Here is a 14,819-nt window from a genome sequence, read left to right as displayed (position 1 = left end):
AAAAAATCCAATCGTGCTATAAGTGTATTAGAACACGTAATACAGTGTCATACACACATACCTAGTAGGGGAGGTATTAGATGATTCAGTTAAACTACCGAGATTCGAAGCCTATATATGAGCAGATAAAAGACGGGCTTCGGCGCCTAGTAGTATCTGGTGCGGTAAAGCAGGATGAAAAGCTGCCTAGTGTAAGGGAGCTAGCCACCAACCTGTCAATAAATCCAAATACTATTCAGAAGGCGTATCGAGAGCTAGAGCAAGAAGGTTACATCTACACGATTGCGGGCAAGGGAAGCTTCGCTGCACAGCGAGCTGACGTTGCATCAGGGAGGAATGAAGAATTGATGAAAGAATTCGATGAGATTGTAAAAGAACTTCTGTATCTGTGCGAAGATAAGGACATTCTTATCAAACGTATTGAAGAGCTTGCGAAGGGAGGGACTGAACATGATACAGGTAAATAACGTAACTAAAAAGTTTGACGATTTTGCAGCCCTCGACGGATTAAATATGCATGTTGAGCGCGGCGCCATCTATGGTCTCGTGGGACCAAACGGCGCTGGTAAATCAACAATTATTCGCCATCTTTGCGGTGTATATAAGCAGGATGCTGGTGAAATCACAATCGATGGCAAGCCAGTATATGAAAACACTGAGTTGAAAAAGATGTTCACTGTAATTCCAGATGATATTTTCTATTTCACTCAGGCCAACACCATGGATATGATGAAATTCTACAAGGACATGTATCCAAAGTTTGACGAAGTACTATTCAAGAAAATCATGGATTGTTTCCCAGCCATCAACCCAAAGAAAATGGTTCGTACACTTTCAAAGGGTATGCAAAAGCAGGTTGCATTCATGCTTTCCATTGCAGCCCGTCCAGAGCTTATGATTTTGGATGAGCCTGTGGATGGTCTTGATCCAGTTATGAGACGTCAGATTTGGAGCCTTATCATGTCTGATGTTTCGGAGAATGGTCTTACAGTTTTGGTCAGCTCACACAACCTTCGTGAGTTGGAGGATGTATGTGACCATGTGGGAATCATGAATAATGGAAAGATTCTCATCGAGCGTTCACTTGATGAGTTGCAGACATCTATCACAAAGATTCAAATCGCATTTGATGGTGATATGCCTGCCCTCCCACCAGAAATAGAAGTGCTTAAGAAGATTACAAATGGACGAGTACACACACTTATTGTTAAGGGCGAGCCTAGAGCAGCCGAGCGTGCAATTGGTGCACTCAATCCACTTTTGATGGATGTGCTTCCACTTACATTGGAAGAAATCTTTATTTACGAGTTGGGAGGTGAGAACTATGCAGTCAAAGACATCATTTTTTAACATGGCTTTGTTTAAGAAAAATCTTAGTAGGACTTGGATAGTAGGACTGTTATACTTCATCGCCTTATTACTCATGATTCCTATATCATTTGTGCTTACCATGGCTGATTTTGATAATTCATGGTATGTCGAATCAGGATACACACGTGAAATTATGCTTTATCAGCATATGCAGTATGTGCCAAAGTCAGGACTGGCACTTACAGTTGCCATTGTGGCCACAGGCATTACATTCTGGTTCTTATTTAACAAGCGCGACAACTACATGATGCACGCATTTCCTGTTAGCAGAAAGAGCTTGTTCTTTACAGGATTTACAACAGCATCCCTTGTGAGCCTTGTGCCACTTGTAGTAAACAGCATCATCATGACAATCGTTGCCTTTGTTGAAAAGGCACCAGCTATAGATGCTATCTGGTACTGGACATTGATAGTTGCAGTTGCAACAGAGCTGTTTATTTCCATAGCAGTTTTCTCAATGATGACATCAGGCCAGATTATTACAAGCGTAGTATTCTACTTCATCTTCTGTTATTTATACACACTGATGGAAGTTGCATTTAGAATCACAGCATCATTCCTGATGTTTGGTATGTCATCAGCATTGTCTGATTTAGACTCAACAATGTTGACGCCATCATTCTTCATTAGCGCAAACTGTGGAATAAACGCAGTTGTCGACACAGATGATTATGGCAAACTTATAGGCTTCTCATATGAATTGACTGGAGCCAAATATCTTGCTATTTACGCAGTAGCAGCAGTAGTGATTACATTCATCGCTTACATGCTTTACAAATACAAGAAGCTTGAAACAGTACACGATTTCATTGCCGTACCATTCCTCAAGCCAGTATTTACTGTTGGAATGTCATTCTTCATTTCAATGGTTGCAGGTGGATTTGTTGCAGAAATGATCAATGCGGCAAAAACACTTACATACAGCACAAAGTTTGCTATCGCTATCGTATCGGCCATTATCATCGGATGCATACTTTTCTACGCGACACAGATGATGATAGAGAAGACTGTACGAGTATTCTCAGCAAAGAAGTTTTTATACTGTGCAGGTTATTCTGCAGCAGCTTTGGTAGTTCTTCTTTGCCTTAGACTTGATGTTTTCAAAATCGAAAACAAAGTGCCAAATGCAAACGACGTTGAATGGGTAGGTTTCAACTGTGATTACGCTATGGTATTTACTGATGAAGACGAAATAGGCACAATGATTGAGCTTCACAAGAACTTCCTTGAGGACAAAAAGGAGCTTCGTGATGTAAACGTGCTTTACTCAGATGTACCTGGCAACTCATTTACAATCAAATACAAGCTCAAGAATGGTAAGACAATCATTCGTGACTACTCAGTTGTAGACACAGAATCAGAAGAGGTTAGCGCACAGTATGTTGCAGCTACAGAACCAATCCTTGATTTTGTAAATTCACCAATCCAGATTAAAGAGCATGTCATCGGCAACATTTACGATGATTGCACAATCACAGAGATGAGCTTTAGCGGCTACCTCTATGATGAAAGCCTTGAAGATTATTACTCTACATACGTAGATTTTGATTATCTTACAGACCGTGAGAAGCAGGAAAAATTCGCAAGAGTTTACGAAGCAGTATTGAAGGACGTAGATGCCGGCAAATTATTCACTACAAGCTTTGGCACTGACTACTACAATAACGAAGACCAACTATACAACGACTTCAGCTTCACAATCCAAAACAAGAAGACTCCATACTTCTCAGACACAGACTTCTTCTGGGGCTACGAATACGGAAGCTCATATGTCAGATATGAGCAAAGCATCTACGTACAGCTCACACGAGACTGTACAAACACATTGCAGGCCCTCAAAGAAGAAGGTTTCTACACCGATGATGAGGAAATCCTCACATACGGCGAGTATAACCAGCGTATGGGTTATGACTACTATTAAATTGCTTACATCTTAATTCTCTATCCGATACAATTCTCTAACAGCCCCAGGGACCTCTCACCCCTGGGGCACTTATTTTGCCCAAATCCCGCCGCCCCATGCCCCGCCTGGGTAAATGTGGGGCCCTCATCCCTCCCTATCGTTATACAAAGAGCCTCCCTCCCCTCGCCTAGGCCGTGACACCCTTGCTTATTTACTTGCATCGTCTGCGGATTATGTTTTTCTAAGTATCACGTGTCGCATTTTTTATGGTGCGTGTTCTTTAAATTCTTTGCACTTCTAACGCCGCTGTTGGTAGAGTAGGCAGACACACACTATTTATAAGTATTAATCTCCACAGCAAGCTTAGGAATAATTGCCGCGACATTTGTAATCTACATATGTCTGCCCTCTACCCACAGTGGCTTCGAAGTGCAAAACCAATTAAAGGACACGCACTTAATGCTCCCTTGTGATGCTAAGAAAAACTATAATCCTTGCGCTGTCAGCGTAAATAAGCAAGGGTGTCACGGCCCAGCCGGGGGAGGGAGGTTCCCACAAAATACATAGGGAGGGATGAGGGCCCAGCCAACTAGAGGGGGCGGGGCGGCGGTCCAAGTGTGATTTTTTCAGAAAAATTTGAAAAAAATTTAAAAATGCTCTAAAGTTTTGGTTGGGAGTACCGATAAATGAGTTGTAAAGAAAAGTGTATCTAGAATTAATGTGACATAAAACGACGTAAACACAGGGAGGAAAGGAGTGTGGCGATATGCGTATAGAGGCTTACAACCAGGTAGCTCAGCTCTATCAGACATCAAACACTAAAAACACATCACAGGCTGCAAAAACAAACAGCATGGGTCGCGATGAGGTTCAGATTTCATCTACTGGTCGTGATTTTAATGTTGCAAAGGCAGCAGTATCTGAGGCTTCAGATATCAGAGAGGATCTTGTAGCTGATATTAAGGCTAGAATTAAGGCTGGCACTTATGAAGTTAGCACAGAGGACTTTGCTGATAAGCTTATGTCTCAGTTTGGTTCTATTCTTTAGTTTTGTGAGGGAAAAGCGTGGCTAGTTTACTGGATGAATTGATCCTAACTATGGATGGTGAAAGGTCGAAATATGAAAAGTTAATTAATCTTAATGGAGAAAAGAAGGATTCTATTATCCATAAGAAGCTTGACGTACTTGAAGCTATTACCATTCAGGAGCAGGCCATTGCAGACTCCCTGCTTAAACTGGAGGATAAACGCGCCCATTTGTTGAAGAGTATTGCTTCGGTAATGGGGCATGATGGTGAGCAGGTTACTGTTTCATGGATGATAAATAATCTGGCTAACCAACCTGTAGAGCAGGAAAGGCTTACTGTAGCACGAGATCAATTGGTAAAGGTTGCTGATGAAGTTCAGGTGCTGAATTTTCAGACTCAGAACTTGCTGAAGCAGGCAATTGAAATGGTGGAGTTTGATATTACTCTTATTAAGAGTGTGAAGCAGGCGCCACAGACAGCAAATTACGGAAAAGATGCTACAACTACAGGCGAAATATTAGGTAATATACGATTTGATGCTAAACAGTAGGAAAAGGATGTCCTTAAAGTTTTAGTAAGACTTTGGAGGATAGACTATGGCTAATAGTTTTGGAAGCTTATATGTTGGGGCATCAGGCCTACAGTCAGCATCACATGGATTAAATACAACTGCAAACAACCTTTCTAACGTAAATACTGAAGGGTATGTACGTGAGCAGGTTGTTTACGAAGACAGAGATTATAGAAAAATAGGAAACGCATCGGTCAGCACACAGTACGCTGGCCTTGGTGTGCAGGTAGGAACAATCGTCCACGCTCGCGATATCTTTTTAGATAAAGCTTATCGCTCAGAGAATGGACGATATTCTTTTTATAGCGCTAGTTCAGAAGCAGTGCAGGAGGTTCAGACACAGCTTCAGGAGACCCAGGGCGAGGCTTTCAAGCAGGCAATTGCCGATTTCGAAGAGGCATTTGAGGAGTTCGCCAAGGATCCTTCTGATACAGTTAATCAGAACCTTGTATTGCAGAAGGCTAGTCTTTTTTTGTCTAGAGCTCAGGCTGTAGAGGATGGATTTGAAGATTATCAGACTATCATCAACTCGAAGATTCAGGAAGATTTGGAAACAATCAACGATATCGGAAAGAAGATAGTCGATTTAAATAAAAGAATACAGGCGATTGAAGCAGCTGGTGTTGAAAAGGCCATGGACCTTCGCGATACCAGAGATTTACTTTTGGATAAACTTTCAGGCCTTACAAAGATGAGCTACCGTGAGGATTACAACGGTATCGTTCATGTTGAAATCGAAGGTGTTGAGTTTATTGATGAAAATAACTACTACGAAGTAGGTATTTTAAAAGATAAGAAGACAGGTTTCATCACACCTTACTGGCCTCAGCTTTCAGATATTGTAAGCGAGGATGATGAGTCTCTTAACACATATTATCCTATTTTCAACTTAGGAAATGTAAGTGCTGAAAGAGATACAGATAAAGGTGAAATAAAGGCCCTTCTTCTTGCAAGAGGAGATAGCTGGAGCAATTACCTTGGCTACTGCGATGAGAATGGAAATACCATTTCCGCTGATGTATACGAGGATGGAATTGCAAACTCAATCATGATGAATTCAGAGGCAGAGCTTGATACATTGATTCATAAATTGGTAGTTGATATCAACAATATCTACAGCCCACTTACATCAATGTCATCTGCATTAGGAGATGTTACAAACGTTTCCTACACATATGTAAACGAAGAAGGATATCAGGTTACAGTCAACCCTACTGACGCCCAGATGAAGAACATCCAGGTTATGGATGAGGCAAATTGTTCGGTTGGATCTGATGGAGAGCTTCCACCACGTGAGTTGTTTGTAAGAAATGGTTGCAGCCGCTATACAACAGCGACAATCACTTACACAGACGCAAATAATGAGACTCAAACAAAGACGATATATCTTTACAACGAAGAGGATATTACAGACACATCAAAGTGCTACACTCTCAAATCTTTGACAGTTAACGAAGATTTGATTAAGCAGGAATCTTACATTCCACACAAGGTTTACAAGGACCAGACACAGGTGGATATGACACTTGGTCAGAATCTTAGTGCTATTTGGAACAAGACAGATTTCAATTTGAATCCAAGCGATACAACACCATGTGGATACAACGGATTCTACGTAAAGTGGATTGGCGAAATTGCCAACACAGGTAGCGTTTACTCTAGCACAGAGCAATCTCTTGAAGGCACAAAGGAAGAAATCGAATTCAGCCGTCAGGGTGTTATCGGAGTATCTTCAGACGAAGAGCTTACAATAATGATTAAATATCAGTCAGCTTACAATGCAGCTAGCCGATATATAAACGTAGTAAATGAAATGATAGAACATCTGCTTACATCTTTGTAAAGCAGGAAAGGAAATAGCTTATGTCATCAACATTCTTTGGATTGACAATTGCATCTTCTGGACTGAACACAGCTCAGGCTCAGATCAATACAACTGCAAACAATATCTCCAATGTAAATACTACTGGATATAGCAAGCAGGTTGTAAACACAGTTGCATCATCTGCACTTCGAGTTTACCAGGCATATGGTACAACCGGTACAGGTGTTGAGGTTGAGTCTGTAACTCAGAGCCGTGATTTATATTACGATGAGAAATACTGGAACAACAGCACAGCTTTGGGCTTCTACGAGAAAAAGCAGTACTACATGAATCAGATTCAGGATTATTTCAATGAGACTAATAAGGAATCTGGATTCACCACTATCTACACAAAAATGTTTAACGCCATGAGCACCCTTCAGGGAAGCCCTGGTGACGATACAGTTAGAAAGCAGTTTATTTCTACTGCAAAGCAGCTTACAGAATACTTCAACCAGTTATCCACAAAGCTGCAGGATTTACAGAACTCTATCAACGATGAAATCAAGACTGCTGTTGATGATATCAACTCTGTTTCAGAAAAGGTGGCCATCCTTACAAAGCAGATTAACGTTATCGAGCAGGGCGGTGGTCATGCAAACGAGCTTCGAGATCAGCGTTCACTTTTGATAGACAAGCTTTCAAAGATTGTTGATGTAAAAGCGGTTGAGACACCCGTTACAAACACAAACAACCCAGATATGTACACAGGTGCAACATACTTCCAGGTATACATCAACGGCCAGCAGCTGGTAGATACATACGAGTACAACAGACTCAAGGTTGTATCAAGAGAAACTGACCAGATGTACAACCAGTCAGATATCGATGGTCTTTACGACATTGTTTGGGAAGAGGATGGAAATGCATTTAATGCTACTCCAAGCTCAAGCGGTGGTGAGCTGAAGGCTATGTTCGAGGTTCGTGACGGAAACAACAATGAAAACTTGCATGCAACAGTTTCATCTGCAACTGCAACTTCAATCACAGTTACAAACCTTAGCATCACTGATATAAACGAGTTCAACATGCCAAAATGTGGACAGATAAGCACAAACAACATGTTGTTCAGCTATCAGAGTTTTGACTTCACAACGGATTCAAAAGGCAATGTGGTTTCTGTCACATTCAATTTGGATGACGCAGATGCCATCACAAGCGATGTAGCAAGCAAGCTGGCAGGCCGTTCACTTCAGGTTGGTGACGATGTGGACTACATGGGTATCCCATATTATCAGAATCAGATGAACATGTTCCTGAGAAACTTCTGCCAGAAGTTTAATCAAATCGAGCAGAGCGGTGTGGATTTGGATGGAAATGCAATGACTGCATTCTTTATTGCAAAGGATGATTTGGATTCCAGCTCAGAGCACCAGATGAGAGACGAGCTTGTAGATACAGTAAAAGATACAGATGGAAATGTAGTATCTGTCACAGGAAAAACATTTTCAAATTCTTATGAAACATATTATTTAATGACCGCCGGCAACGTATCCATCATCAAGGAAACTGATAAGGATGCAAGAAAGTTTGCTACAACAACACAGGAAAACTTTACATCAGGTGTTGATGCAGCGGATTTGGTAGTTGAGCTTCAGAAACTTCAAAGCAAAACAACAATGTTCAGAGGCGGCGGTGGTGATGCATTCCTTCAGTGTATCTACGCAGATGTAACAATCGACACACAGGAATGCCAGATTTTCACAACAAACTTTACCAACATCCAGTCTTCAATTTCTCAGCAGAGAATGTCAGTTGCGGGTGTTGATGAAGATGAAGAGGCTTTGGACTTAATCAAGTTCCAAAACGCATACAACCTAGCATCTAAATGTATTTCCGTATTCTCCGAAATATATGATAGGTTGATACTAAATACTGGTGTGTGACAATTCGAGTAAATAGAACAATTTAAGTTTTTCAATGAGTTAGTAGCTATCAAGCTATCATGTTACTCAAGTGAAATGTGTATTGAACTGAGTAATATGATGCTTGAGAGCGTAACTAACGGACTAGAGGTAAGTATTATGAGAGTAACTAATAAGATGATAATGAATAACTCGGCGTCAAACATTAATAGCGCTAAAGAGGTAGTCAACACTAGAAATAAGCAGATGACATCTCAGAAGAGAATTGACAAACCATCGGATGATCCTGTAATTGCTGTTCGTTCGCTGAGACTTGCAACAACATTATCACAGGTATCGCAGTATTATTCAAAGAACATCCCTGATGCAAATCAGTGGCTTGATATTACTGAGACTGCTCTCATTAATATCAGCGATGTTGCTACAGACTGCAAGACAATCTGCGTAGGCGGTTCTACTGGTTCTTACAACAGCCAGAGCGATAGAAAGACAATGCTTACTCAGCTTGAGTCACTTCAGAAGGCTCTTTTTGCAGAGGGCAACGCAGACTATGCAAACCGTACTGTTTTCACAGGATACAGAACAAATAGCAATCTTACATTTACAGAAGACGAGATGAAGACAAAATATCGAATCGACCAGACTCTTAGCATTGAGGATTTAATGGAAGAGCACAGATATTATTCTGGAAATGTAGTTGTTCCTACAACAGAGACAGAGGTTCTTGCACCAAAGAATAATGCAGCTTTGATTTCTGACATCACAGAGACTGACTATTACAGACTTCGCCTTAACTACAAGGATATAGATTCTGTAAATAGTATTAATATAAAGTACGAGGGCAATACCACAGATACACCTGATATATCTTTTACGTTTACAGAAACAAACGGAGTATACAATGATGATACTTCTGGTGGAGCGTTAACATCCAATGGTTTTTCATTGAGGGTATACGAGAATGAAACTGATTGGGCTAATGCAGATACAACCGATAAGATAAAGAAGGTTGACGATAACGAAATAGTTTTCATTAGAGAAACAGGCGATATTATTTTTGGCGATACTGTTGCATCAACTCTTAAGACTAACAAAGCTGAACTTGCAGTGCAGTACGACAAGACAGGCTTCAACGAGGGCCAGCTTCGTCCAGAGTATTACTACAACTGCACCAAGATGATTGATAGCACAGGTGCAACACTTACATCTAACAATGAATACACAAAATTCGATGCAAATGGAAACGTTATCCACTTTGACATCGAATATACAATAGCTGCAAATCAGACTATCGCAATCAACACTGAGGCTTCAGATGTTTTCGACAGCTCGCTTCAGCGCGACATTGATGAAATGATGAATGCAGTACAAAGAGTTATCGCTGCATACGACAAACTTGATACAATCCAGGGGATGAAGGGTGAAACTCAGTATGCTTCTGACGAAGATCAGGAATGGCTCGACAAGTGGGAAGATGCAGCTCAGAAGGAATATGATTACTATAATAACAATATGATAAAACTTTTTGACTCAGAAATAGGCAATATTCAGTCATATTGTGATAAAATATCATTAGCTATAACTGATTTGGGTTGTAAGGAGCAGTCTTTAGACCTCACAAAGGTACGAGTAGGTGATCAAAGAGAGACTGTTCAGCAGTTACAGACAGAGAATGATGATGTAGATCTATCCCAAATCATCATCGACTACACAGCAGCTTACACCGCATATCAGGCTTCGCTCACCGCAGCAGGAAAGCTGGGTGATTCGACATTACTAAATTACATCTAAAAAGGAGAAGGGATAATGCAGGTAAAAACTAGACTGTTCGGCGAAATTGAAATTGCAGAAGAAAAAATCATCAATCTCATCCATGGTCTTATTGGTTTCCCAGACATGAAGAGATACACACTCATTTTCGACGAAGAGAAGAAAGACAAAGGTAATATCATGTGGCTTCAGTCACTTGATGAGACAGACTTTGCTATGCCAGTAATGCTGCCTCACGTGGTTAAGCCAGACTATGCACCTGAGCTCAACGTTGATGCACTTGAGCAGCTTGGCGAGCTCACAGCAGACAATACTTACATGCTTGTCACAGTCAGAGTACCAAAGAACCCTAAGGAAGCATCGATTAATCTTAAGGCACCTATCATCATCAATACAGACACAAACATCGGTGACCAGATTATCATCGAGGGCAATGAGCCAGTACGCTACCTTATTCATGACGCAATACATGGAAAGGATGGTGAGTAACGATGTTGGCATTAACAAGAAAAACAGGCGACGCTATCATGATCAACAACAACATCGAGATTACAGTCCTTGAGGTTCGCGGTGATCAGGTAAAGATTGGTATTTCAGCTCCAAAGGAAGTATCTATCTACAGAAAAGAAGTATACTTAGAAATTCAAAAAGAAAACGAGGAAGCACAGGCAATCAGCATGGACGACCTGGAAGCACTCAAGAATTTACTTTAGTAATAAGGATAAATCCAGCAACTGCGGTTGCTGGATTTTTTTATTTTAGTAGGAAATTTCTCCTGCGGAGAAATCTTTATTTAAAAAGGCCTAAATATAGCATTCTACCAAAAGTAGAGTGACAAAAATGAAAACTTGGTGCATTATAAGGGCATAGATTCATGGATAGTGCTTGGAATTTTTAAGTGAAAAATTATTATGGATGTTTTTCACTTAAAAAGTCGTAGTGCGGTTAAGTTTATTCTAGAAAAATATAAATAAACTTAAAATAGGTTAAAAAATTTGAATTAAAGTTAAGTTAAATTTCAGGATGTATATTTTCACTTAACTAAAATTAAGATAGAGTTAAGTGGAATCTCATTTCTTTCGTATAAACTTAAATCGGTCGAGAATTGAGAAGAAAAAGTTAAGTGATATTATATTTATCCTATTTTCACTTAAGAGCGAAGAGCGATTTTAAGTGGAAATAATCCAAATAGAAAATCCACTTAACTTTCACCCGAGAATTATATAAGTGAAAATTGAAAATACTGAAATCCACTTAACTCTGGCCTCTGAAGCCAGCAAATCATTAAAAACCTCATCAAAGAGCCACCTCAAAGGCCACCCAAAAGCCCATCAATTGAAAGCACACATCAGAACATCATCATTCTTTTCTAAGAAAAAAGAAAATTTTTTAAATTCTCTATAAACTTTAATATCCCACCGGTCGATATAGCAATTAGAAAACTAATAATTTCCCATAGTACAAGGATGTATATTGTCCAAACGGAGTTTAGAATGGGACTAAATTCCCTTGGGCGTAAGGAGGAAAACAATGAAAATAGGCGAAGTAAGTAGTGCAGTTAGCAACTACCAGGGACAGGGAAGTTCAGCAAAAGCGGCGCCAGCACAAGCAGTGCAAAAAGATAATGCTATAGTTGATTTTTCAGCTGCTGTAAAAGAAAGCAAAGCTGCTGAATTTGAGAATAGAAACTATTCTACAAACCCTGAAATCGAAGATGAGGAAAATTCTTCTAAGCAGGCATCTTCTTCTTTGAAAGAAGCTGTAGAAAAAATTAATTCTGCACAAGGAAATGCAGAGGCTGTATTTGGTATCCATGAGGGAACAAATCGCGTAATGATTAAGATGGTCGACAAAAGGACAAAGGAAGTCATTAAGGAATTCCCAGCAGAGCAGACACTTGACCTTATTGCAAAGGCATGGGAGCTTGCAGGAATCATGGTCGATGAAAAGAGATAGGAGGTAGGGTTATGCCTATTAGATTATCTGGCTTGGCTTCGGGCTTAGACACCGAGGCGATTGTAGGTGCCCTCGTATCTGCATACAGTTACAAGAAAGACAAATATGTAAAGGCGCAGACAAAGCTCTCATGGAAACAGGAAGCTTGGAGCACCCTAAATAGTAAAGTATATAGTTTGTATACTAGCGTTGGTACTATGCGCTATTCTTCAAACTATACAGCAAAAAAGACTACAGTTAGCGATACCTCTAAGGCTACAGCAACAGCCAGTGGTAGCGCTATTAATGGTACCCAGTCACTTGAAATCAACCAGCTTGCAAAGACTGCTTTTATCACAGGTGGAGAGCTTGATGGATCAGTTACTGGCTCATCAACTATGGTTTCACTTGGAATAAAGAACAGCAATGCATTAGATAAAGCAAGTATCGCTGTAAGAACAGGTACTAAGACTACAAACATCGAGATCGATAGCTCTATGACTATCAATCAGTTTGTAAATAAGCTTAATGAAGCTGGAGTTATTGCCAATTTCGATGAGAAGAATCAGCGTTTCTTTATCAGTTCCAAAACGTCTGGTAAGGAAGGTGATTTCTCTATTTCTGCAAATAGTTCACAGGGACTTAGTGCGTTAAATAAGCTGGGATTGATGTCTAACACTGAAATTGAAGATATCACTAAAAGCACCAGCAACACTTTGGCTAAGAAGCTCTTTGATTTTACAACTGCAAAAAATTACTATGACCTGTCAGATACAAAGAGTCTGTTAGCAAAAATCAAGGAATATAAAAATGATTCATCAGCTACAGCAAACACTGAGTATGATGAAATTGTTTCATATATCGCAAGCGATACTGATAAATTTGGCGCAGTAGATTGGTCGACTGTTTCAGAGGATGATTTATCTACATTAGCTACAAAGCTTTATAACTCTGCAACATACGACACAACAGGAACAAAGAGTACGGCTATTACAAGAACTCTTAAGTTCTCGGTTGGCGAAGGGGACGATAAAAAAGAGTACTCATTCCAGAAGAATCTTGATGGCTGGAAAGAGTTGCTTGCAGAAATAGGTGACAGTACAGATGAAGATGTTGTTGCCCTCAGAGATTATCTGAACAAGACATTTGCAGGGGAAGTGTACAAGACAGAGACCACAGATGCTGGAATTCAAGTATTGAAGTTTGGTACTGATGGCGAAATAGATTGGTCTGAGATTGCTGGTGACTCTGATAAATTAGAAGCATTGGCAAAGCAGATTTATTCTAAATCAACATATGATATTTCTAATGATGCAACCTATCAGGAGATTTCAAAGTCTATCAATGAAATCAGAGATGGGTATGTGGCAGTAGCTGAGGCAAAAGCTCTTCCAGCTACTACATCAGAAGAAATCGCAATCAGATCTGCTAAAATGCAGGCTGCTCAGGAGCAACTTGATGCTGCATTAGCTGACCCAACAAACCAAAAGTGGAAGGAATATGTAGAAACTAACTTTGGTGTAAAGAATTCAGCTTATGATAGTAGCTACAGCGACTTCTGGATTCAGAGCGATAACCTTGAGTTAGTCCAGAGTGTATTCTACAGAGTAGATTTGGCTGCTAATGTTACAGCAGGAAATATTGCTCTTGATAACTCAAATACTGCAACAAAGGTAAATGGCGAGGATGCAATAATCAAATTAAATGACGTTACATATACATCAAACACTAATTCAATCACTGTCAATGGCCTTACAATTGAAGCTTTAGCAAAGACTACAAGTGCAATCTCAGTAAACGTTTCCAACGATACTGACGCTCTTTACGACAAAGTTAAGGATTTCCTTACATCATATAACAACTTGATGAACGAGATGCAGAAGCTTTACAATGCAGATTCTGCTAAGGACTACGAGCCACTTACAGATGATGAAAAGGCAGAGATGTCTGAGACAGAAATCGAGAAGTGGGAGCAGAAGATTAAGGATTCGCTTCTTCGTAGAGATACAAGTTTGAGCGGTATCATTTCTGCAATGACTATGTCAATGATGTCAGTGTATGAGGTAAATGGTGAGAAAATATCATGGTCTACATTCGGTATCCATACACTTGGTACATTAAATGCAGAAAAGAACGAAGGCTATGCATACCATATCGATGGTGACTCAGAGGATAGCAAAACATCTGGTAATGAAGAAAAGCTCCGCGCAGCCTTAGCTGAGGACCCAGATAGAGTTATTGAATTCCTTAAGCAGATGACATCTGGCCTTTACAAGTCGCTAGATGAAAAGATGAAATCTACGGCAGTTAAATCTGTTTACACTGTTTACAATGATAAGGAAATGGCATCTGAGTATTCAAACTACAGCTCATTGATTAAGACATGGACTGATCGTGTTCAGGACATGGAAGACGCTTATTATAAGAAATTTGCCGCAATGGAGTCTGCGTTGGCTACATTACAAAGCAATTCTTCTTCAATATCATCACTATTAGGTGGTTGATAGTAAGT

At 40.1% G+C, this 14,819-nt stretch carries 12 protein-coding genes; all 12 read left to right on the top strand.

The window, feature by feature from the left end; genetic code table 11:
• Positions 1 to 80: 80 nt before the first annotated feature.
• The 12 genes from T375_RS12055 to fliD all read left to right on the top strand — a co-directional run bounded on the left by T375_RS12055 (position 81) and on the right by fliD (position 14,811).
• Positions 81 to 467, top strand: a complete 387-nt coding sequence (locus T375_RS12055; RefSeq protein ID WP_033152230.1) for a GntR family transcriptional regulator — start codon at positions 81 to 83, stop codon at positions 465 to 467.
• Positions 451 to 1,350, top strand: coding sequence for an ABC transporter ATP-binding protein (locus T375_RS12050; protein ID WP_044938927.1), 900 nt, complete (start codon positions 451 to 453; stop codon positions 1,348 to 1,350). Before T375_RS12055 ends, T375_RS12050 begins: the two co-directional genes overlap by 17 nt.
• Positions 1,325 to 3,292, top strand: coding sequence for an ABC transporter permease (locus T375_RS12045; RefSeq protein WP_044938925.1), 1,968 nt, complete (start codon positions 1,325 to 1,327; stop codon positions 3,290 to 3,292). The genes T375_RS12050 and T375_RS12045 overlap by 26 nt, the downstream gene beginning before the upstream one ends.
• A gap of 748 nt (positions 3,293 to 4,040) precedes the next feature.
• Positions 4,041 to 4,322 carry a flagellar biosynthesis anti-sigma factor FlgM gene (gene flgM, locus T375_RS12040; protein WP_033152224.1) on the top strand — a complete coding sequence of 94 codons (282 nt, stop codon included), beginning with the start codon at positions 4,041 to 4,043 and terminating at the stop codon, positions 4,320 to 4,322.
• 17 nt (positions 4,323 to 4,339) lie between these two features.
• On the top strand, positions 4,340 to 4,852 hold the full coding sequence (locus T375_RS12035) for a flagellar protein FlgN (RefSeq protein WP_143064540.1): 513 nt from the start codon (positions 4,340 to 4,342) through the stop codon (positions 4,850 to 4,852).
• Between the two features lie 46 nt (positions 4,853 to 4,898).
• Positions 4,899 to 6,716, top strand: coding sequence for a flagellar hook-associated protein FlgK (locus T375_RS12030; protein ID WP_044938922.1), 1,818 nt, complete (start codon positions 4,899 to 4,901; stop codon positions 6,714 to 6,716).
• A gap of 20 nt (positions 6,717 to 6,736) precedes the next feature.
• Positions 6,737 to 8,623, top strand: a complete 1,887-nt coding sequence (gene flgK, locus T375_RS12025; protein WP_044938920.1) for a flagellar hook-associated protein FlgK — start codon at positions 6,737 to 6,739, stop codon at positions 8,621 to 8,623.
• A 138-nt stretch (positions 8,624 to 8,761) separates the two neighbouring features.
• Complete coding sequence (locus T375_RS12020) at positions 8,762 to 10,393, top strand: flagellin N-terminal helical domain-containing protein (protein WP_044938917.1); 1,632 nt, start codon at positions 8,762 to 8,764, stop codon at positions 10,391 to 10,393.
• Positions 10,394 to 10,408: 15 nt separating this feature from the next.
• Complete coding sequence (locus T375_RS12015) at positions 10,409 to 10,861, top strand: flagellar assembly protein FliW (protein WP_044938915.1); 453 nt, start codon at positions 10,409 to 10,411, stop codon at positions 10,859 to 10,861.
• 2 nt (positions 10,862 to 10,863) lie between these two features.
• Positions 10,864 to 11,085: a carbon storage regulator CsrA gene (csrA, locus tag T375_RS12010; RefSeq protein WP_033152215.1), complete on the top strand. Its 222-nt coding sequence runs from the start codon at positions 10,864 to 10,866 to the stop codon at positions 11,083 to 11,085.
• Between the two features lie 817 nt (positions 11,086 to 11,902).
• Positions 11,903 to 12,328: a flagellar protein FlaG gene (locus tag T375_RS12005; RefSeq protein WP_044938913.1), complete on the top strand. Its 426-nt coding sequence runs from the start codon at positions 11,903 to 11,905 to the stop codon at positions 12,326 to 12,328.
• Between the two features lie 11 nt (positions 12,329 to 12,339).
• Positions 12,340 to 14,811: a flagellar filament capping protein FliD gene (gene fliD, locus T375_RS12000; RefSeq protein WP_044938911.1), complete on the top strand. Its 2,472-nt coding sequence runs from the start codon at positions 12,340 to 12,342 to the stop codon at positions 14,809 to 14,811.
• The last annotated feature ends 8 nt before the right edge of the window (positions 14,812 to 14,819 follow it).

Source organism: Pseudobutyrivibrio sp. LB2011 (assembly GCF_000701765.1).
In the GTDB taxonomy this organism is placed as follows: Bacteria; Bacillota; Clostridia; order Lachnospirales; family Lachnospiraceae; genus Pseudobutyrivibrio; species Pseudobutyrivibrio ruminis.
Note: the sequence above shows the minus strand (reverse complement) of the source record. Positions and strands in the feature narration are given on the sequence as shown.

Bases quoted from the DNA above. Each gene is read 5' to 3' on its own strand.
- csrA (WP_033152215.1), top strand. From the start codon at position 10,864: ATGTTGGCATTAACAAGAAAAACAGGCGACGCTATCATGATCAACAAC.
- fliD (WP_044938911.1), top strand. From the start codon at position 12,340: ATGCCTATTAGATTATCTGGCTTGGCTTCGGGCTTAGACACCGAGGCG.
- T375_RS12030 (WP_044938922.1), top strand. From the start codon at position 4,899: ATGGCTAATAGTTTTGGAAGCTTATATGTTGGGGCATCAGGCCTACAG.
- flgM (WP_033152224.1), top strand. From the start codon at position 4,041: ATGCGTATAGAGGCTTACAACCAGGTAGCTCAGCTCTATCAGACATCA.
- T375_RS12020 (WP_044938917.1), top strand. From the start codon at position 8,762: ATGAGAGTAACTAATAAGATGATAATGAATAACTCGGCGTCAAACATT.
- T375_RS12005 (WP_044938913.1), top strand. From the start codon at position 11,903: ATGAAAATAGGCGAAGTAAGTAGTGCAGTTAGCAACTACCAGGGACAG.
- flgK (WP_044938920.1), top strand. From the start codon at position 6,737: ATGTCATCAACATTCTTTGGATTGACAATTGCATCTTCTGGACTGAAC.
- T375_RS12015 (WP_044938915.1), top strand. From the start codon at position 10,409: ATGCAGGTAAAAACTAGACTGTTCGGCGAAATTGAAATTGCAGAAGAA.
- T375_RS12055 (WP_033152230.1), top strand. From the start codon at position 81: ATGATTCAGTTAAACTACCGAGATTCGAAGCCTATATATGAGCAGATA.
- T375_RS12045 (WP_044938925.1), top strand. From the start codon at position 1,325: ATGCAGTCAAAGACATCATTTTTTAACATGGCTTTGTTTAAGAAAAAT.
- T375_RS12050 (WP_044938927.1), top strand. From the start codon at position 451: ATGATACAGGTAAATAACGTAACTAAAAAGTTTGACGATTTTGCAGCC.